The organism is Nocardia sp. NPDC003726 (assembly GCF_053586955.1).
The window spans coordinates 158,390-175,108 of record NZ_JBSFNF010000009.1 but is presented as its reverse complement, the minus strand read 5'-3'; the positions used below and the strand labels follow the sequence as shown (position 1 = coordinate 175,108).

At 69.6% G+C, this 16,719-nt stretch carries 21 protein-coding genes; 9 read left to right on the top strand and 12 right to left on the bottom strand.

What is annotated here, in order from left to right:
- The 3 genes from ACWDMM_RS14935 to ACWDMM_RS14925 all read right to left on the bottom strand — a co-directional run bounded on the left by ACWDMM_RS14935 (position 1) and on the right by ACWDMM_RS14925 (position 1,582).
- Positions 1-810 (bottom strand): MlaE family ABC transporter permease, encoded by an 810-nt coding sequence (locus ACWDMM_RS14935; protein WP_195080304.1) that lies wholly within the window; start codon positions 808-810, stop codon positions 1-3.
- Positions 811-1,169: 359 nt separating this feature from the next.
- Positions 1,170-1,355: a hypothetical protein gene (locus ACWDMM_RS14930; RefSeq protein ID WP_397068577.1), complete on the bottom strand. Its 186-nt coding sequence runs from the start codon at positions 1,353-1,355 to the stop codon at positions 1,170-1,172.
- A gap of 2 nt (positions 1,356-1,357) precedes the next feature.
- Entirely contained in the window at positions 1,358-1,582 is a 225-nt protein-coding gene (locus tag ACWDMM_RS14925; RefSeq protein ID WP_195080102.1) for a hypothetical protein, read from the bottom strand.
- A 404-nt stretch (positions 1,583-1,986) separates the two neighbouring features.
- On the opposite strand from ACWDMM_RS14925, the gene ACWDMM_RS14920 reads away from it, so the two are divergent.
- Positions 1,987-2,493 carry a serine hydrolase domain-containing protein gene (locus ACWDMM_RS14920; protein ID WP_195080103.1) on the top strand — a complete coding sequence of 169 codons (507 nt, stop codon included), beginning with the start codon at positions 1,987-1,989 and terminating at the stop codon, positions 2,491-2,493.
- Positions 2,494-2,603: 110 nt separating this feature from the next.
- Positions 2,604-3,773, top strand: a complete 1,170-nt coding sequence (locus ACWDMM_RS14915) for a DUF3089 domain-containing protein (RefSeq protein ID WP_449937832.1) — start codon at positions 2,604-2,606, stop codon at positions 3,771-3,773.
- A gap of 25 nt (positions 3,774-3,798) precedes the next feature.
- Here ACWDMM_RS14915 and ACWDMM_RS14910 read toward each other — a convergent pair whose 3' ends face one another.
- Together ACWDMM_RS14910 and ACWDMM_RS14905 are read right to left on the bottom strand one after the other, a co-directional pair.
- Positions 3,799-4,134 (bottom strand): hypothetical protein, encoded by a 336-nt coding sequence (locus tag ACWDMM_RS14910; protein WP_195080105.1) that lies wholly within the window; start codon positions 4,132-4,134, stop codon positions 3,799-3,801.
- A 92-nt stretch (positions 4,135-4,226) separates the two neighbouring features.
- Entirely contained in the window at positions 4,227-4,826 is a 600-nt protein-coding gene (locus ACWDMM_RS14905; protein ID WP_195080106.1) for a DinB family protein, read from the bottom strand.
- Positions 4,827-4,888: 62 nt separating this feature from the next.
- On the opposite strand from ACWDMM_RS14905, the gene ACWDMM_RS14900 reads away from it, so the two are divergent.
- Positions 4,889-5,890: a helix-turn-helix transcriptional regulator gene (locus tag ACWDMM_RS14900; protein ID WP_449937829.1), complete on the top strand. Its 1,002-nt coding sequence runs from the start codon at positions 4,889-4,891 to the stop codon at positions 5,888-5,890.
- A 63-nt stretch (positions 5,891-5,953) separates the two neighbouring features.
- Here ACWDMM_RS14900 and ACWDMM_RS14895 read toward each other — a convergent pair whose 3' ends face one another.
- The 4 genes from ACWDMM_RS14895 to ACWDMM_RS14880 all read right to left on the bottom strand — a co-directional run bounded on the left by ACWDMM_RS14895 (position 5,954) and on the right by ACWDMM_RS14880 (position 9,297).
- Entirely contained in the window at positions 5,954-6,901 is a 948-nt protein-coding gene (locus tag ACWDMM_RS14895) for a hypothetical protein (protein WP_449937826.1), read from the bottom strand.
- A 2-nt stretch (positions 6,902-6,903) separates the two neighbouring features.
- Positions 6,904-7,953, bottom strand: a complete 1,050-nt coding sequence (locus ACWDMM_RS14890) for a 3-oxoacyl-ACP synthase III family protein (RefSeq protein WP_195080109.1) — start codon at positions 7,951-7,953, stop codon at positions 6,904-6,906.
- Positions 7,954-8,030: 77 nt separating this feature from the next.
- Entirely contained in the window at positions 8,031-8,867 is an 837-nt protein-coding gene (locus ACWDMM_RS14885; RefSeq protein WP_195080110.1) for an SDR family oxidoreductase, read from the bottom strand.
- A 157-nt stretch (positions 8,868-9,024) separates the two neighbouring features.
- On the bottom strand, positions 9,025-9,297 hold the full coding sequence (locus ACWDMM_RS14880; protein WP_195080111.1) for a hypothetical protein: 273 nt from the start codon (positions 9,295-9,297) through the stop codon (positions 9,025-9,027).
- Positions 9,298-9,497: 200 nt separating this feature from the next.
- Here ACWDMM_RS14880 and ACWDMM_RS14875 point away from each other — a divergent pair, with 200 nt between their 5' ends.
- A complete protein-coding gene (locus tag ACWDMM_RS14875; RefSeq protein WP_449937897.1) occupies positions 9,498-9,836 on the top strand; it encodes an STAS domain-containing protein in 339 nt (112 codons plus the stop codon).
- A 48-nt stretch (positions 9,837-9,884) separates the two neighbouring features.
- Here ACWDMM_RS14875 and ACWDMM_RS14870 read toward each other — a convergent pair whose 3' ends face one another.
- The gene (locus tag ACWDMM_RS14870) at positions 9,885-10,922 is read right to left on the bottom strand and encodes an LLM class F420-dependent oxidoreductase (protein ID WP_195080112.1); all 1,038 of its coding nucleotides are present in this window, start codon (positions 10,920-10,922) and stop codon (positions 9,885-9,887) included.
- Positions 10,923-11,071: 149 nt separating this feature from the next.
- Between ACWDMM_RS14870 and ACWDMM_RS14865 the strand changes: the two genes are divergently transcribed.
- A complete protein-coding gene (locus tag ACWDMM_RS14865) occupies positions 11,072-11,731 on the top strand; it encodes a cyclodeaminase/cyclohydrolase family protein (protein WP_449937821.1) in 660 nt (219 codons plus the stop codon).
- Positions 11,732-11,764: 33 nt separating this feature from the next.
- On the opposite strand, the gene ACWDMM_RS14860 is transcribed toward ACWDMM_RS14865, so the two are convergent.
- Positions 11,765-12,667, bottom strand: coding sequence for an NADP-dependent oxidoreductase (locus tag ACWDMM_RS14860; RefSeq protein WP_195080114.1), 903 nt, complete (start codon positions 12,665-12,667; stop codon positions 11,765-11,767).
- 66 nt (positions 12,668-12,733) lie between these two features.
- On the opposite strand from ACWDMM_RS14860, the gene ACWDMM_RS14855 reads away from it, so the two are divergent.
- The 4 genes from ACWDMM_RS14855 (at position 12,734) to ACWDMM_RS14840 (ending at position 15,793) form a co-directional block, all read left to right on the top strand.
- Positions 12,734-13,168: a winged helix-turn-helix transcriptional regulator gene (locus ACWDMM_RS14855; RefSeq protein WP_357105683.1), complete on the top strand. Its 435-nt coding sequence runs from the start codon at positions 12,734-12,736 to the stop codon at positions 13,166-13,168.
- Between the two features lie 175 nt (positions 13,169-13,343).
- Positions 13,344-14,096 (top strand): L,D-transpeptidase, encoded by a 753-nt coding sequence (locus ACWDMM_RS14850; RefSeq protein ID WP_195080116.1) that lies wholly within the window; start codon positions 13,344-13,346, stop codon positions 14,094-14,096.
- A gap of 54 nt (positions 14,097-14,150) precedes the next feature.
- Positions 14,151-14,798 (top strand): nucleotidyltransferase domain-containing protein, encoded by a 648-nt coding sequence (locus ACWDMM_RS14845; RefSeq protein WP_449937817.1) that lies wholly within the window; start codon positions 14,151-14,153, stop codon positions 14,796-14,798.
- A gap of 257 nt (positions 14,799-15,055) precedes the next feature.
- A complete protein-coding gene (locus tag ACWDMM_RS14840; RefSeq protein ID WP_195080118.1) occupies positions 15,056-15,793 on the top strand; it encodes a hypothetical protein in 738 nt (245 codons plus the stop codon).
- 36 nt (positions 15,794-15,829) lie between these two features.
- On the opposite strand, the gene ACWDMM_RS14835 is transcribed toward ACWDMM_RS14840, so the two are convergent.
- Positions 15,830-16,675, bottom strand: a complete 846-nt coding sequence (locus tag ACWDMM_RS14835; protein ID WP_195080119.1) for a bifunctional 5,10-methylenetetrahydrofolate dehydrogenase/5,10-methenyltetrahydrofolate cyclohydrolase — start codon at positions 16,673-16,675, stop codon at positions 15,830-15,832.
- Between the last annotated feature and the right edge of the window lie 44 nt (positions 16,676-16,719).

The following is a 16,719-nucleotide window of genomic DNA, read 5'->3' as shown; positions in this document are numbered from 1 at the left end:
TCACACCACTTTCGCCGGGAACAGCGTGTTGTACAGCTGAGTGAGGATGATGTTGGTGGCGAACAACATCAGCGCCGAGCTGACCACGGCCGAGTTCACCGCGTTCGCGACGCCGCCCGGGCCGCCGTGCGCGTGCAGGCCGATGTCGCAGGCGATGACCGCGGTGAGCACCCCGAAGATCGCGGCCTTGACCAGGGCGATGATCAGATCGTCGGCCACCGCGAAGGACGCGAACGAGCTGATGAACGAGCCCGGCGTCCCGGATTGGGCGTACACGTTGAACATGTAGGCGGTCGCGAATCCGACGAACACCACGAATCCGCACAGCAGGACGCTCACCAGCACTGCGGCCGCGAGCCGTGGCGCGACCAGGCGGCGCACCGGGTCGACGCCCATCACCATCATCGCGTCGATCTCCTCGCGGATGGTTCGCGAGCCCAGATCGGCACAGATCGCCGAACCCACCGCACCGGCGACCATCAAGGCCGACACCAGCGGCGCGCCCTGGCGGATGATGCCCAATCCCGCGACCGCGCCGATGAACGTCGTGGCGCCGACTTGATTCACGAGCGCGCCGACCTGGATGGAGACCACGACGGCGATCGGGATGGCGACGAACACGGTCGGCGCCGCCGACACGTTGGCCATGAAGGCGCACTGTTTGATGAATTCCCGGTACGGGAACCGCCCCCGCACCAGCGAAACGAACAGCTGGACAACGGCTTCCCTGCCCAGAGTGACCTGCCTGCCCAGGGTCTCCAGCGACCGCTGGGGGTGGCGCCGCCACAAGCCCGAGGCGCTGTCGATCATCTTCCCGAGCTCGCCCGGAGGTCGCTTGTCGGCTGGCGTTCGCAGCGAGGCAGTCACCGGTCGCCGTTCCTTTCCGATTTCTCGTCCACCGCGCCCGGCGGCCGCCCCTTCGATGGCGCGGAGCGTGTGAAGTGTTGCACACCTCACAGCGGGCAGACAAGTTACAAGTGATTGACTATTCCACCGAAATCGGTATCCCGAATCAGTGCGCGCAGACGGCGACACAGCCTGGGATACCGCTTTGAACTGCACAGATATGGCACACAAGCACGCATATCATTCCACCGAACGTCGCACCCCGGTGGTAAGTAATCAGCTATTCTTCGCCCCCGTCGAGCGGCGACCCGCAGGCGGGGCCGCTAGGAGAGGGCTTCCAGCCAACGCTGCAACAACACCGCGAGCGCGACGAGCGCCGCGCACCCGGCCAGGAAGGAACTGAGCACGGCCACCCACAGCCCGAAGCGGAGCACGGGATTGACCTTCATCCGCCCACCGAGGATCTTGACCACGATCACGAGAACGTCGATGAGCCACACCAAAGCCATCATCAGGTCATACACACATTCGAGAAGGTCAGCACGGGCCAGCACACGATCGATCCCAGAAACGACATCAGCAGATCGATGCCGTGCATATCGCGCAGATGACCGGTGTGCGTGAGCGTCCAGATCACCCCGGCCAGACCATAGGGAACGCCGATGATGATGAGAGTGCCGAGGAACTCCGAGACCTTCATCTCGTAGCCGAGTATTCGGTCCAGCTTCTTGAGCATGCGTCGATGCATCCTTTCGCTTCGATCCACGTCGCCGCGTGCGAACCGGGACACCACTGGAGGGGAGGTGTCCGACCGCACGGACCTGCGCGACAGGACCCGCGCCGTATGTTAGTCGATATTCTCGCGCATACGGAAGGGTTACCGAGAGATTCGAACAGAATTTTCCCGAATGAGCAGGTTATTGGTCTGTTCGATCGCAGATCAGCACCCATCATGTTGATGCAAATTCTCGATTGTTCGGGAGTAGTGAGTCGCGATGCCATGCTCGACGACAGGTGTCGCGGCGCTGGGTTCGTCCCGCACCGCGAACCCTCCCTCCCACCCCCGCGAGCCGAACCGAGGGCAGGACTCCGCCTGCCGGGCTTGACCTTTCCCCAGGGGCAAGGTTGGACGGTGATCGCATGAACGACAACGCACTGCACATCGTCGAAGCCGCGATCCGCGAGCAGGCCGCCGCCTACTGCGCGTCCAACGGGGTGCCCGGACTCGTCGCCGGCGTCCACCACGCCGGCGCTCAGATCATCGTCGCCCACGGCGTCGCGAACACCGCCACGGGCGCGCCGATGCGTGCGGACACCGGGTTCCTTTTCGGCTCGGTGACGAAGGTGCTGACCACCATGCTGGTCCTCCAGCAGGTCGAGCGGGAACTGCTTGATCTCGACGCTCCGGTGACGCGGTACCTGCCGCGGTTCGCCTTGGCCGCGCCGGGTGCGGCGGACAAGATCCTGGTCCGCACGGCCCCTCCGCAGCGCTGTGTGCCGATCCGGCCGGGCCTTTTCGCGCCCGCCGGATACCCGCTCGAGACGTTCGACGGATACCTGCGGCTGCTGCTGGTCTCCTACCACGACATCCGGGACGGCCGAGCGCGTTTCCGCAACGCGGGTGGCCGCCTGTCCCTGCGGAACTGAACCGTCCGCAGAGCCGTCCGCAGTAGGCTGACGCCGTCGAAGCGCCCGAACGGACTCGGTGCGGCGAGGTCTGCCGCAGCAGTCGGGCGCGGAAGAGCGAGGTGGACAGGATGCGGGTCGGTCGGTGGCGGCGGGTGGTCGCGTCCGTCGTGTGCGGAGTCGGGTTGCTGGCGGGATCGTCGGCCGGCGCAGCGGCGGACCCAGCCGGTGACACCGGTGTCGTGTGGCTGTGCAGGCCGGATCGAGCGGACGATCCGTGCCGGGGCGACGCGGCGACCACGGTGCGGCAGGCGGGGCAACCCGACGCGCGCGATGACCCGGCGCCTTCGGTGGACTCCGGGGTGGACTGCTTCTACGTGTACCCGACCGTGTCCGCGGAGCCGACACCCAACTCCGACACCGCGGTGACCCCGGAGGTACGGGCGGTCGCCGAGCAGCAGGCGGCCCGGTTCTCCCAGGTCTGTCAGGTTTTCGCGCCGGTGTACCGGCAGCGCACCCTCGCCGCGCTGGCGCGGGAGCGGTCCTACTCCCCCGACGAGCGCGCCGCGATGGCGCGCATCGCGTACGAGGATGTTCTGCGGGCGTGGCGGCAGTTCCTCGCGGAGCGCGAAAAGACCAGGCCCATCGTGCTTCTCGGGCATTCGCAGGGGGCGCGCATGCTGCGCCAGTTGCTCCGGGATGAGATCGAACCCCAGCAGGCGGTGCGCGACCGGATCCTGTCGGCGATCCTGCTGGGCGGCAATGTGGTGGTACCGAAGAACGGTGACGTCGGCGGCGACTTCCGGTACCTGCCGCTGTGCCGCGGCGAGCAGCAGACCCGGTGCGTCCTGGCCTGGCAGACCTTCGGCGCGACGCCGCCCCCGGACAGCCGATTCGGCCGCAACCCCACGACGCCGGAGCCGCTGCCGCGTCCGTACGGCCCGGACTACGAGATCGCCTGCACCAACCCGGCATCGTTGCGCGACAACGATGCCCGCATCGCGTCCACCGTGCTCAGAACCAGCCCCGTACCCAGCCCACTCGGCGCCGAACTCGCGCTTCGCCACGGACCGTCCGCCGTCGCCGCGCCGACGCCGTGGCTGGTCCCCGCCGAGCGGTACCGGCTCCAGTGCGTGCGCGACGGCGAAGCGACAGCGTTGCTGGCGACACCGGAGCCGAGCAGCCCCGAGCTGTACGCCGTCCCGGACGCGACCTGGGGCCTGCATCTCACCGACGTGGAGATCGCACTCGGCGATCTGGTCCGCATCGTCGCGGCCCAGATCAGCGCGGCGCACCGCTGACCGCCGGAGTCGGCGAAGCCGCCGGTCAGGGCTTCCCGCGCGCGGGTGTCTGCCCGGCGACGCCGTGGCGCAGCGGAGTGTTGTCCTCAGGGGACCGGGCGGGGTCTGCCGACGAGCCGCCCTTCTCGCCGGTGACCGGTGGCGCGTTGCTCGGATCACCGCCCGACGGCTGCGCACCCGCCTCGAGTTGGGCGATGCGCGCCGAGAGGATCTCGACGACCCGGGGCCGATGCGCGGTGGCACGCTCGTGTTCGAGCAGTCGCCGCACCTGGTCGAGTTCGAGCGAGCGGACCCGGTGTTCGATCGATCCGGTGGTCAGCTGGTCGTAGTCGGTCAGCGGTAGCGCGTTGCCGGTGCTCATCATGGCCTCCTTCCAGCCACTGTTGTCTCCCCGAAGCCGCTCTACCCGAGGCTGCGCGCCCGAAACCGCGCGGCTCGGCCCTCGGCGCTCGGCTATGCGGGGCCGGTCGTGGTGATCGGTTTCCTGCCTGCGCCGGTGTGCAGGTAGAGGTCGCGCAGCAGGCAGACCTCCGACAGGTGGTGGATCAGCTCGCGGTGGATGTGCAGCACCAGATCGGCCATGGGAGCGTCGGGAAAGGGTTCCTTCGGGCCGAGCGGGACCCGGAGCCCTTCGTCGCCGAGACCACGCACTCCCGTCAGCCAGAGGTCGAGCTGGGCTTCGAGCTGGTCGAGCGCGGTGGCCGCGTCGCCCGCGTATTCCCATGTCTCGTACGAGGCCGCGGGCGCGCCGAAGTGGGCCGCGTTGCGCACGGCGAGCACGCCGACGATGACATGACCGAGCCGCCAGGCGATGGTGGTGAACGGCGCGGGGACCGGGTGGGGGAAGGCATAGTCGATCGTGAAATCCCCCGCGCCGGCCTGCACGGGCGCCGTCGAACTGCCGCGCGGCCGCACGCTCCAAGCGTCCGGTACCGGCGACCAGAAGTACTCCTCGTCGGTGAGGCCGTCGAGCCGGTCGCGGAGTTGCTGGTTCCAGTGCACTTCCCACTGCTCGCGCAGCGTGCGGTTCCAATCGAGAGCGTCTGCGTCCATGCCGCAACCCTGACACCCCTAGCGGACAGAATCGGTCCGCTGTTTCTGGCAGGCTGAGCGGCATGGAAGCCGCGAACGGTGCCGAGCGGGGCACGACCGAGCGCGTGCTCACGCTGCTCGGGCTGCTGCAGCAACGCCAGGTCTGGACCGGGCCCGAGCTGGCCGAGCGGCTGGGCGTCACGCCGCGCACGGTACGGCGCGATGTCGAGCGGCTGCGCGCGCTGGGCTATCCGGTGCACGCCTGCCACGGGGTCGGCGGCGGCTACCGGCTCGGCCGGGGGCAGGAACTGCCGCCGCTGCTGCTCGACGACGAGGAGGCGATCGTCACCGCGGTCTCGCTGCTGGGCGGCGCGGGCGCCACGGTCGCGGGCGCGGGTGACGCCGCGCTGCGGGCGCTGGCCAAGCTCGACCGGGTGCTGCCCACCCGGTTGCGGTACGAAGTGCACGCGCTCTCCGGCTCGGTGGAGTCCTTCGGCGGCGGCCACGCACCGGTCGAACCCGACGTGCTGATGACCCTGGCCAGAGCCTGCCGCGACGAGGTCGAAGCCGGTTTCGACTACCCCGCAGGGGACCGGGTGCGCCGGCGGCGGGTCGAGCCCTACCGTTTGGTCGCCTCCGACCGGCGCTGGTACCTGCTGGCCTTCGACCTCGATCGCGCGGACTGGCGCAGTTTCCGCGTCGACCGGATGACCGATGTGGCCGCGCGGACCTGGCGCTTCCGCCCGCGCGCGACGCCGGAGGCCGCGGCCTACGTGCAAGAAGGCGTGGCGAGCCGGGTCTACGCGCTACAGGCCCGCTTCCTGGTGCACGCCTGCGCCGACACCGTCCGCGCGCAGATACCGGCGTCGGCGGCAGTCGTGCTACCGCGTGGCAGCGAGTGCTGCGAGGTCCGCAGCGGAGCCGACGACAGCCTCGACCTCGTGCTCGTGCACATGCTGTTGCTGGGGCACGACTTCGAGATACTCGACCCGCCCGAACTCGCCCGACGCAGCCGCGCGCTGGCCGAGAAGCTGCTGTCGGCCGGCGCGAGGGCCGCACCGACGCCCGGCCTCGGGGATCGCTGAGCCCGTCTCGGCTGCTCGGATATCCACGGCTCGGACACACCGGCAGCTGTCCGCGCGCGCGTGCTACTGCCGAGCGAACGCGGCGCCGGAGCCTGTCGATGTCCCGGCTCGCGCGGACGACGCCGACCGCGGACGGTAGGCCAGACAGGCTGCCGATGCTCCGTCCACGGCGAGGAACACCACCGTGCGGGCGGTGTCGAGCAGGCCGGTTCGCCGTGCGTGGAGGTAGGCGTGCACCGGCCCGGCGGTGTAGGGATCTCCGATGCCTGCGTCGAAGCCGACGACCGACCGCGCCGGGATGGCGAGCGAGCCCGCCAGCCGGGCGCGGAAGTCGGCGGCCTGGTCGGGAGCCAGCAGCAGCGCGTGTCCTGCGGCGAAGTGCTCGCGGCCGAGCCCTTCGCCGTCCAGGCAGGCGCGCACCACCGTGGCCGCCGAGTCCACCCGGTCCTCCGCGCCGGCACGGACGCACATGGCGACGCGGCCGTCGGCGCCGACGTCGTTCAGCGGCACGAAGGCGATCGGGCCCACCGGGCCGGTGGTGTCACGCGTGTGCAGCCGCCCGAATCCGCCCGCGGTGGGCGAGGTTCCGAGCAGCAGCGCGGCTCCGCTGGCGCTGTAGGGGAAATCCGCGACGTGGCGCTCGGTCGAGGGATGGGCGTCGCCCGCCACGAGCAACGCGTACCGCACCGTGCCGGTGGCCAGGAACGTGTCGGCGGTCGCGATGGCGTGCAGCAGGCCGCAGGCGCCGTGCATCAGGTCGAAGGACAGCACCGGGACGCGCCCGGCCGCGTAGGTAAGGCCCAGACCGATCCGCTTCTGGATGAGGGCCGACACCGCGGGCTCGGAGATGTTGCTGTCCCGGAAGACGCCCGCGTTGACCAGCATCCCGATCTCGTGCAGGCCGACATCCGAACGCTGCACGCAGGCCAGCGCCGCGCGGGTGGCCAATTCGAGGTAGCTGCCGGTGTCGAGGTCGCGGTTCGTCGCGGCCGAGACGATCGTCGTCGCCATGCTCACGCCGCCAAGCGGGAGATCGTCGCGGCGAGATATCCGGAGACGATTCCGGATGCCGCGGGGATCATGAGGATCTTGGATCCCCGCGGGATCTTCTTGCGCGCGAGATGTTCGTGCAAGACCAGGAAGTGGGAGGTCGAAGCGGTGTTGCCGTAGTCGTGCAGCACGTTGAGGGCCTGCGGCATCGGCGTGCCGAAATGTCGTTCGGTCAGATCCGAGATGTACTCGATGGCGGGCGCGCTGAATTGATGATGAATCCAGTAGTCGTATTTCTCGCTTTCCCAGGTGCGTCCGGTCTCGGCGAGGAAGTCGGCCATGCGGTCGATGCCCTGGCGGTAACGGGCTTCGTTCTGCATGGCGCGGTTGTCGGTGTACATCGCGATTCCGCCGGTGCGGTCGCTGGGCATGCCGATGCAGTGCTCGGCGCCGTCGGCGGCGGTCATCAGCTCGACGTAGTGCAGTTCGTCGTCATCGTCGCCACGGTCGTCGAGCACCACCGCGACCGCCGCGTCCCCGACCGTCAGCGCCGCGAATTGCGGGTCGTAGGGTTTGCTGATCTCGCGCAGCGCCGTCTCGGCGATCGGCGTGATCTGCTCCCCGCTGACCACCAGCCCGTTGCGCACCGCACCGGCTTTGATCATGCGATCGAGCACCAGCACGCCGGTGATCATCCCGGCGCACGCGTTCGACACATCGAAGTGCCTGGCCGCGTTCGCGCCGATGGCGTTGCCGAGCATGAGCGCGAAGGACGGTGCGTAACAGAAGATTCCCGCGCCGCGGGTACGCGTGATGGAGGCCGAGATGACGACGTCCAGTTCGTCGGCCCGGTAGCCGGAATGCCACAGGCAGTCCTCGATCGCGTGCAACGCCAGCTCGAACGACGATTCGTACCGGTCCGGATCCGAGTCGTAGACACGCCGGTTCTTGATCCCGGTGATGCGCTCCAGATCCAGCGATCGCGGCACGGCCAGCTGGGCGATCAGGTCTTCGGTGGAGCGGACGGTCGCCGGCGTGTACGCGCCGATCGACTCGAAACGAGTACGAAGCATGCTCCCCTGCTTTCCGCTTCAGTCGGCATCGATGGTCGTGGTGCTTCGCGACAACGTGTCGCTGGTCGTGGGCGCCCCTACCCGGTGAGTCCGACCAGGGCCGCGCTGACTTCACACAGCTGTTGCCCGAGCGCGTCGTCCTGCGCCAGACGCGACGGAGCCTTGACGCGGCTGTTCTGGAAGTAGCAGCCGCTGACGGCGGCGACTTCCGGATCGGTGGCCAGGTAGCTCAGCGCTCGTCCGCCCTCGGCGGCGGAGATCATGAACAATCGTTTGGCGAGCGCCACGAAGGGCTGCCCGAACCAGGGCATCGCGTCCCAGATCCCGGTCGCCACCGCACCGGGGTGGAAGGCGTTCACCGTGACGCCGGTTCCCTCCAGGCGCCGCGCCAGCGCCCGGGTGTAGAGGACGTTCGCCAGCTTGGAGCGGCTGTATGCCTTCTCCCCCGAATATCCCTGCCGGAAACCCAGATCCGCGAAATCCATGGTGGCGCCGTATTGCAGGACCGACGAGGTGAACACGATGCGCGACGGGGCGCTGCGCACCATCAGCTCCGTCAGCAGTTCGGTGAGCAGGAAGCCACCGAGATGGTTGACCGCGAACGTGGCCTCGATGCCGTCCACGGTCTCGGTCCGGGTCTTGTGGTAGCCGCCCGCGTTGTTGGCCAGCACGTCCAGCCGGTCGTATCCGGACAGAACCTGCTTCGCCAGCTGCCGCACCGAAGCCTGCGACGCGAAATCGCACTCCAGCGTGTCGACTCCCGCCGCCCCAGCGCCCTGGACCAGCTGCGCGGCGGCAGCGAGCTTCTCCGGATTCCGCCCGACCAAGACGAGCCGATTCCCCCGCGCCGCCAGCTGCTGAGCCGACTCCAGCCCGATACCCGATGTCGCCCCCGTGATCAGGATTGTCCGCACAGCCGACACCATGCCACAGAAGTTTCCTCGAAGATTGCTGACACGAGCCATCCGGACCGAGATTTACTTCGGCGATCCGCTGATCATCGCTGACTCGGAGCGGACACCGGTGCGCGAGATTCGCCACATGGGGTCTCGGCGGTATCCACGGCAGGTGTCACAGCCGTTCGACGAGGCGGGCGCGGAATTCCCGCAGCGTCAGTGGGTGGTCATTCTCCTTCTGTCGTCGGTACGGTCCGGCCGGTCGTTTCGGCCGGAAGTCGGCGATCGCCTCGTCGGCCCGTGCACGCCATCGAAGCCCCAGCGATGTCGCTGTCGGCACCGTCCCATCGCGCCCCTGCACCGCGGTACAGCGGTCGAGTTCGGCGAACGCGCCCCTCACCTCGGCCGCGATCTCCGGATCGGCGCTGCCCTGCTCGATGGCCGCCATCAGCAGCAGGTCCGAGGCGCCGATCTCTGACGACGTGCGGGTCTGAGACCACGTCCCTCCGATGGTCTTCGCGGCAGGGCGGGCGGCGAGACGGGTATGGTTAGCTCTATGAACACTCAAAGGTTGCGAATCTGCCGCGATTTGTGTGTTGTGATGTTGTGACCAATACTTCCGGAGACGCGTATCCCCTCGCGGACACGATGACCACCACGGTCGCGGCCCGCGACGGCGCGACGGTGCTGATGGTGGCCGGCGAGGTCGATCTGGCGACGGCGCCTGCGCTGGAGAACGCGATCGATGCCATCCTCAGCGGCAAGCCCGCGGCCCTCATCATCGACCTGACCGAGGTCAGCTTCCTCGCCTCGGCGGGTATGGCCACGCTCGTGGCCGCCCACCAGCGCGCGGGCTCGACCACCGCGATCGCCGTCGTCGCCGAGGGGCCCGCCACCAGCAGACAGCTGAAGATGACCAGCCTGGACCAGGTGTTCGCGCTGCATTCGACCCTGGACGCCGCGCTGGCGTCGCTGCGGCAGAGCTGACTCGCACCGCTGCCGCCGTCGCACCCGTCGACGGCGGCAGCGCCCTTTTCAGACCAGTTCGCGCAGCTGTTCGATGAGCTTGACGCGCTCGGCGGCGGTGGCCGCCATCGGGACCACGTTCAAAACCGTGACGCCCGCTTCCTTGAACGCGGCGACCCGCTCCTTGACGTATCCGGCCGGGCCGACCAGCGAGATGTCCCGGACCAGCTGGTCGGGAACCGCCTTGGTCGCGGCCTCCTTCTCCCCCGCCAGGTACAGCTCCTGGATGCGGTCGGCCTCGGCTCCGTAGCCGTACTTGGTGGCCAGGGTGTGGTAGAAGTTCTTGCCCTTGGCGCCCATGCCGCCGATGTAGAGCGCCAGATGCGGCTTCACGAACTCCAGCAGCGGCTCGACGTTGTCCCCGATGGCCAGGGCCGGGCCCGCGTACACGTCCAGCTCGCCCAAGGCCGGGTCGCGCTTGGCCAGACCGGCGGTGAGCGAGTCGGCCCACACATCCTTCGCCTTCTCCGGCAGGAAGAAGATCGGCTGCCAGCCCTCGGCGATCTCGGCGGCCAGTTCCACGTTCTTCGGCCCGAGCGCGGCCAACAGCACCGGGATGCGTTCGCGCACCGGGTGGTTGATCAGCTTGAGCGGCTTGCCCAGGCCGGTGCCCTGTCCCGCGGGCAGCGGGATCTGGTAGTACTTGCCCTGGTATTCCAGGCGCTCACGGCGCCACACCTTCCGGCAGATCTCCACCAGTTCCCTGGTGCGGCCGATCGGCGCGTCGTAGGGCACGCCGTGGAAGCCCTCGATCACCTGCGGACCCGACGCGCCGAGGCCGAGCACGTAGCGTCCGTCGGAGACGAAGTCCAGGCCCGCCGCGGTCATGGCGGTCAGGCTCGGGGTGCGCGTGTAGAGCTGCAGGATGCCGGAGGCCAGCTGCAGGCGCGTGGTCTTGGCGGCCAGGTAGCCGAGCGCGCTCACCGCGTCGAACGAGTACGCCTCGGGCACGAACACGATGTCCAGGCCCGCCCGCTCGAGGTCGGCGACTTCGGCCGCCGCCTCTTTGAAGCCCCCCGAGTAGTTGATGCTCAATCCGATCCGCATGGCACTCAACATAACGGCGGGTACGTCCCGGCCGCGCACCGGCCACGGGGGAAGGCCCGGCAAGGCGTGGTCACCACCGAGCGACCGGCGCCACGGGGTAGCGTCTACCTCGTAGACCATCCTCGCCGTAAACGAAAGGCAACACCCTCGTGTCGCAGACCAGCTCGTCGTCCACGGAAACTGCGTCGTCCTTCGGCGGGGCCGCCCTGGCGCAGTACCTGAGCGATCTGGCCGCCAAGATTCCCGCGCCGGGCGGCGGCGCGGTGGCCGCGCTGCACGCCGCCCAGGCCGCCGCGCTCGTCGCGATGGTCGCGCGCTACACCACGCGCGCCAAGGACGCCGAGAACCGGCCGGTGGTCGACCGGATCATCGAGGCCGCCGACGCTGCCCGCGAGCGCGCGCTCGCGCTGGCCGACGCCGACGCCGCCGCGTTCACCGCCGTCGGCGCCGCCTACAAGCTGCCCAAGGACACCGCGGAGGACCTCGCCGCCCGCACCGCGGCGATCAACGCCGCGCTGATCGAGGCCGCCCGGGTGCCCGCCGCCGTCGTCGACGAGGCGGACGAGGTGCTGTCGCTGGCGGCGGAGCTGTTGCCGATCGGGAACCCGAACGTCGTCACCGACATCGGCGCGGCCGCCGACGCCTGCCGCGCCGCCGCGACCTCCTCGCAGCTCAATATCGAGATCAACGTGGCATCGCTGCCCGCCGCCGAGGGCGACCGTTTCGCCGCGGTCCTGGTGCGGATCGACGAGCTCACCGCCCGGGCGGATGCCCTGCACGCCGACGTCCTGCACGCCGTGCGCAGCTGACGTCCGCACCGGAATTGTCCCGGGCCCGCGCCGTCAGGCAGGCGGGTCCCAAGCGACCAGCACGATCTTTCCGCGCACCCGCCCCGACTCGCTGAGTTCGTGCGCCTTCGCGGCGTCCGCCAGCGGCAGCACCTGGTCGATGGTCGCGCGCAGATGACCGCGCTCGACCATCGTGGTGATCTCGCGCAGCGACACCCCGGACGGTTCGACATAGAACCGCTCGTAACGCGGGTCGCCCTCCGCGTCCGAGCCCTGGGTGTCGATCAACCTGCCGTCGGGCCGGAGCACCGGCAGCGAGCGGGCGCCGTACGCACCGCCGACCAGGTCGAGCACGATGTCCACCTCGCGCACGGCGGCGGCGAAATCCACCGCGGTGTAGTCGATCACCTCGTCCGCGCCGAGTCCGCGTAGGTACTCGTGGTTGGCCGCGCGCGCGGTGCCGATCACGTACGCGCCGCGGTGGCGGGCTATCTGTACCGCCAGGTGCCCGACGCCGCCCGCCGCCGCGTGCACCAGCAGGCGCTGTCCGGCGCCGAGCGCGGCCAGCGCCTGCCACGCGGTCAGCGCCGCCGTCGGCAGTGCGGCGGCCTGCACCAGGTCGACGTTCCCCGGCTTCGGCGCCAACGTATGCGCCTGCGCCACCACGTATTCCGCGTTCGCGCCGCCGAACACCATGCCGTACACCGGATCACCGATCGCGAACCGGTCCACGCCGGATCCGAGTTCGGCTACGACACCCGACACGTCGAGTCCCAGCGTCAGCGGTGGATCACCGAGCTTCCCGACCAATCCGGCGCGCACTTTCCAGTCGGCGGCGTTCACGCTGGTCGCGGCGACCCGCACCAGTACCTCCCCCGGTCCGGGCCGCGGCCGGTCCACCTCGACCACTTGGAGCACTTCCGGGCCACCGAACGCGTATTGCGTGATTGCGAGCATGCACCGATTCTGGCGACCGATGGTACCTTTCGGAAAGAAGGCACCTTTTCGATACCGAGGTACCCAATGGATACTGTCTGCGACCGGCCCGCGGCCGGCAACCTGGTCGACAACTACCTCCACCACTGCCCCGCGCGGGAAGTGCTGACCGTGCTCGCCGACAAGTGGGTGATGCTGGTGCTCGGCGTGCTGCGTGGCCACGACGGGCCGATCCGCTTCAACGAATTGCGCCGCCGCTTGGAGGGCATCACCCAGAAGATGCTCACCCGAACGCTGCGCGACCTGGAGCGCGAGGGCCTGGTGCGCCGCGCGGTCTACCCCACGGTGCCGCCCCGGGTGGAGTACTCGCTCACCGAGATGGGCGCGAGCATCGGTGCGATCACCCACGCCATGGGCGTGTGGGCCGTCGAGCACCAGGACCGGATCCTCGCCGCCCGAGCGGATTTCGACGCGCGAGCGGCGGCCGTGCCGGAGCCGGTGACATCCGGCGGATCACGCTGACCGGCGCCGGCTCGGAAAAGCACCCGTTTCGACCCGGCTCGGCCGGGTAAGCGGCCAATGGTGGGCGTGCCCCCGATCACAACCGGACCGCGGACCAGTTCCATCCGTGGCCGAGTTGATCATGGGGGCCTAGACTGATCCTTGCCTACCACACCAGCTCGAAGGGGTGGACGCCATGAGGAGCGCCATTCGATACCTGTTCCTCGCGACCGTGATCGTGGCGCTGGCCGCGTTCGGGTCGGGCGCGGCGGCAGCGACGATGATCGGAAAGCCGTCGACGCCCGCGGTGGCGGCGATCGGACCATCGAACGGCCAGGTGGTGGGCGTGGCCCATCCGGTGACCATTCGTTTCGCCGCACCCGTCACGGATCGCGCACGGACGGAACAGTCCATCGACATCGCGACCACCCGGCCGCTGCCGGGCACCTTCACGTGGACCGACGACCGCGAAGTGACGTGGACGCCGACCGGGTTCCTGCCCGCCGAAGCGAGCATCCTCGTCTCGGTCGGCGGCGTGCGCACGGAGTTCCGCACCAACGCAGGCGTTTTCGGTGAGGCGGACATGTCGGCGCACACGTTCACGCTCACCGTCGGCGGCACGGTCGTCCGGACGATGCCCGCCTCGATGGGCAAGCCGGGATACGAAACGCCGACGGGCACTTGGCCGGTGCTGGAGAAGTTCCGGTCCGTCGTGTTCGACTCCCGCACCATCGGCATTCCGCTGAGTTCGCCGGAGGGCTACATCATCAACGGTGAATTCGCCGAACGGCTCACGTGGGGTGGGGTTTTCATCCACTCGGCCCCGTGGTCGGTGGACCAGCAGGGGTACGCGAACGTCAGCCACGGCTGCATCAACCTCGCTCCCGACGACGCGGAATGGGTCTATCACACGATCGGCGTGGGCGACCCCGTCGTCACCCACTGGTGAGCCGTGTCCTCCTCCGGGTAGCGTCGGACGACGTATCCGACGGGAGGGGCACCATTGCGCGAGTTTCCGATTCCACCGCCGCGTGACGCGAAAGAAGCCGAGTTCCAGGATCTCTGGGGCCCTTGGGCGTCCGTCATGCCCGGCGATGTCGGCGAGATCCTCGGCGACATCGCTGCTCCGTGGTGGATCGCGGGCGGCTGGGCGATCGACGCCTGCACCGGCACCCGGCGGCAACACAGCGACATCGACGTGGCGATGTTCCGCGCCGACCTGCCCGCTCTGCGCACCGCCGCACGCGGCCGCCTGCACATCTGGTCCGCGGGCCCGGACGGCATCCGCCCCGTCGACGAGCGCTTCCCCGAGGTGGCCGAGAACGCCGATCAGGTGTGGCTGCGCGCGAACGCCCGGTCGCCGTGGCTGATCGACCTCCTGCTGAATCCGGGACAGGACGGGGCATGGGTCAACCGGCGCGATCGCGCCATGGTCGCACCGCTCGACGAGGTGACCTGGATCGCCGACGACGGCATCCGGTACCTCAACCCGGAACTGGTGCTGATCTTCAAAGCCAAGCAGGGCAGGCCGAAGGACCGCGCGGATCTCGAGCGGACCTGGCCGCACCTGACCTCGGCACAGCGCGCGACGGTGCGTACCTACGTGACCGGCCACTTTCCCGAGCACGAATGGCTGGATCTGCTGGGGTGATGCCCGCAATCCCGCAATGCCCGCCGTGCGACGACGCTCGTACTGCCGGCACGGCGGGCCCGCGTCGGTCGCGGTCGGCGCGACCCCGGGAGCCGGGCCCGATCACGCGGCGCAGGTGCGCCGGATCGGCGTACCGGACGGTACCCTCCGAGGTGCGGGCGGCTCAATTGTGAACGCGGCAGGGCGTTCCCGGCTCGTGACGATGCGGTTAATCTGACGGGGACCTGATGAAGGGCGGGGCGATGGATCGACCGGAGATGAGCGCACGACCCGGTTACGACCGGGGGAATCCCTACGATGCCGAACGGCCGCTGCAGGCGCCGTCCGGCGAGGACTACCGCGGCGAGTGGGCCGCGTGGGTGGATCGGCCGCCCGCGCAGCCGCCCGAACCCAGGGGGCCGCAGGAAGCCGAGCCGGACCTGTACGAGGACCAATTCTCGGGACTGATCGACCGCTCACCCGCGCCGCGTAGCGCGTGGCGATGGGCGCTGCCGCTGCTCGCCACGCTCGGCATCGCCGCGCTGGCCCTCGTGGCCTATCTGCTGGTCGGGACCGGCGGGCCCGATACCCCAGCCGCCGCACCAGCTCCGTCCGCGCCGAACACCGCCCCCGCGGCGCCCGCCGCGCAATGCCCCGCCGAGCGAGTGGGCAACCGGATCCAGGGCAACGGCGTGGGCGGTTTCGACTCCGGTCCCGCGGTGATTTTCGCCTTCCAGCACGCCTATTACGTGGACCGGTCCGGCGAGCAGGTCCGCGCCACCACCACCGCGGACGCCGCCGTCCAAGCAGCCGACGCGATTCAGCGCGGCATCGACAGCATTCCCGCGGGCACCACCCACTGTGTCGCGATCAGTCCCGCCGCTTTCGCGGGCCAGTACATCGTGGTGGTCACCGAGCACCGCCCCGGGCAGCAGCCGGTCACCTACAACCCGCAGATCGTCACCACCACCAAGGACGGCGAGCGCACACTCATCAGCGCCATCGCCCGGGGGTGAGGCGGCTCGGGCCGAGTTCGCCCGGAACGCGGTCGCTCAGTCGGATTCGGCGGCGGTGACCACGTGACGCATGAGCAGGGCCGTGGTGACCGGGCCGACGCCGCCGGGGACGGGGCTGAGCCCCGCGGCCTTGCCGCGCAGCGAGTCGGCGTCGACATCGCCGACGATCTTGCCGTCGGCAGCCTCGTTGGTGCCGACGTCGATGACCACCGCGCCCTCCCGGACGTGCTTGCCGGAGATCAGGCCGATGCGGCCCGCCGCGGCGACGACGATGTCGGCGGTGGCGGTGACGGCGGCGAGGTCGGCGGTGCGAGAGTGGCACACGGTGACGGTCGCGTCCTTCGCCAGCAGCAGCTGGGCCAGCGGCTTTCCGACGATGTTGGAGCGGCCGACCACCGCGACGTGGCGGCCCGCCAGCGGGACCCGATGGTGTTCGAGCAGTTCCACCACGGCCTCGGAGGTGGCGGGGACGAAGCCGTCCAGCCCCGCCGCCAGCAGGCCGAGCGACAACGGGCTGACGCCGTCGACGTCCTTGGACGCGACGATCGCGGAACTCACGTCGTCGAGGGTGACGCCCTTCGGCAAGGGGGTCTGCAGCATGATCGCGTGGGTCGCCGGATCCGCACTCCGCGCGTCGAGTTCGGCCCGGATCGCGGCCACGTCGGCATCCTGGCCGAGATCGACCGTGTCGCAAGCGATGCCGAGCCGTTCGGCCGCTTTGCGCAGCGAGTTCACATACCAGGCGCTGGCCGGGTCGTCGTTCGCCACGACCAGAGCGAGGCGCGGGGCGGCGCCCCCCTCGGTGCGCGCGGCGGCACGAGCCTTGGTGTCGGCGTTGATGGCGGCGGCGAGTTCCTTGCCGGACAGCGAAACGGTATCCACGTTGACACAGCCTAACGGGCGCGGGCGGACGAATACCGCACCAG

Bases quoted from the DNA above. Each gene is read 5' to 3' on its own strand.
- ACWDMM_RS14900 (WP_449937829.1), top strand. From the start codon at position 4,889: ATGGAAGCCGCGAACGGTGCCGAGCGGGGCACGACCGAGCGCGTGCTC.
- ACWDMM_RS14925 (WP_195080102.1), bottom strand. From the start codon at position 1,582: ATGCTCAAGAAGCTGGACCGAATACTCGGCTACGAGATGAAGGTCTCG.
- ACWDMM_RS14850 (WP_195080116.1), top strand. From the start codon at position 13,344: ATGAGGAGCGCCATTCGATACCTGTTCCTCGCGACCGTGATCGTGGCG.
- ACWDMM_RS14840 (WP_195080118.1), top strand. From the start codon at position 15,056: ATGAGCGCACGACCCGGTTACGACCGGGGGAATCCCTACGATGCCGAA.
- ACWDMM_RS14890 (WP_195080109.1), bottom strand. From the start codon at position 7,953: ATGCTTCGTACTCGTTTCGAGTCGATCGGCGCGTACACGCCGGCGACC.
- ACWDMM_RS14910 (WP_195080105.1), bottom strand. From the start codon at position 4,134: ATGAGCACCGGCAACGCGCTACCGCTGACCGACTACGACCAGCTGACC.
- ACWDMM_RS14875 (WP_449937897.1), top strand. From the start codon at position 9,498: ATGACCACCACGGTCGCGGCCCGCGACGGCGCGACGGTGCTGATGGTG.
- ACWDMM_RS14860 (WP_195080114.1), bottom strand. From the start codon at position 12,667: ATGCTCGCAATCACGCAATACGCGTTCGGTGGCCCGGAAGTGCTCCAA.
- ACWDMM_RS14930 (WP_397068577.1), bottom strand. From the start codon at position 1,355: ATGGCTTTGGTGTGGCTCATCGACGTTCTCGTGATCGTGGTCAAGATC.
- ACWDMM_RS14880 (WP_195080111.1), bottom strand. From the start codon at position 9,297: ATGGCGGCCATCGAGCAGGGCAGCGCCGATCCGGAGATCGCGGCCGAG.
- ACWDMM_RS14915 (WP_449937832.1), top strand. From the start codon at position 2,604: ATGCGGGTCGGTCGGTGGCGGCGGGTGGTCGCGTCCGTCGTGTGCGGA.
- ACWDMM_RS14920 (WP_195080103.1), top strand. From the start codon at position 1,987: ATGAACGACAACGCACTGCACATCGTCGAAGCCGCGATCCGCGAGCAG.
- ACWDMM_RS14895 (WP_449937826.1), bottom strand. From the start codon at position 6,901: ATGGCGACGACGATCGTCTCGGCCGCGACGAACCGCGACCTCGACACC.
- ACWDMM_RS14855 (WP_357105683.1), top strand. From the start codon at position 12,734: ATGGATACTGTCTGCGACCGGCCCGCGGCCGGCAACCTGGTCGACAAC.
- ACWDMM_RS14870 (WP_195080112.1), bottom strand. From the start codon at position 10,922: ATGCGGATCGGATTGAGCATCAACTACTCGGGGGGCTTCAAAGAGGCG.
- ACWDMM_RS14935 (WP_195080304.1), bottom strand. From the start codon at position 810: ATGATCGACAGCGCCTCGGGCTTGTGGCGGCGCCACCCCCAGCGGTCG.
- ACWDMM_RS14905 (WP_195080106.1), bottom strand. From the start codon at position 4,826: ATGGACGCAGACGCTCTCGATTGGAACCGCACGCTGCGCGAGCAGTGG.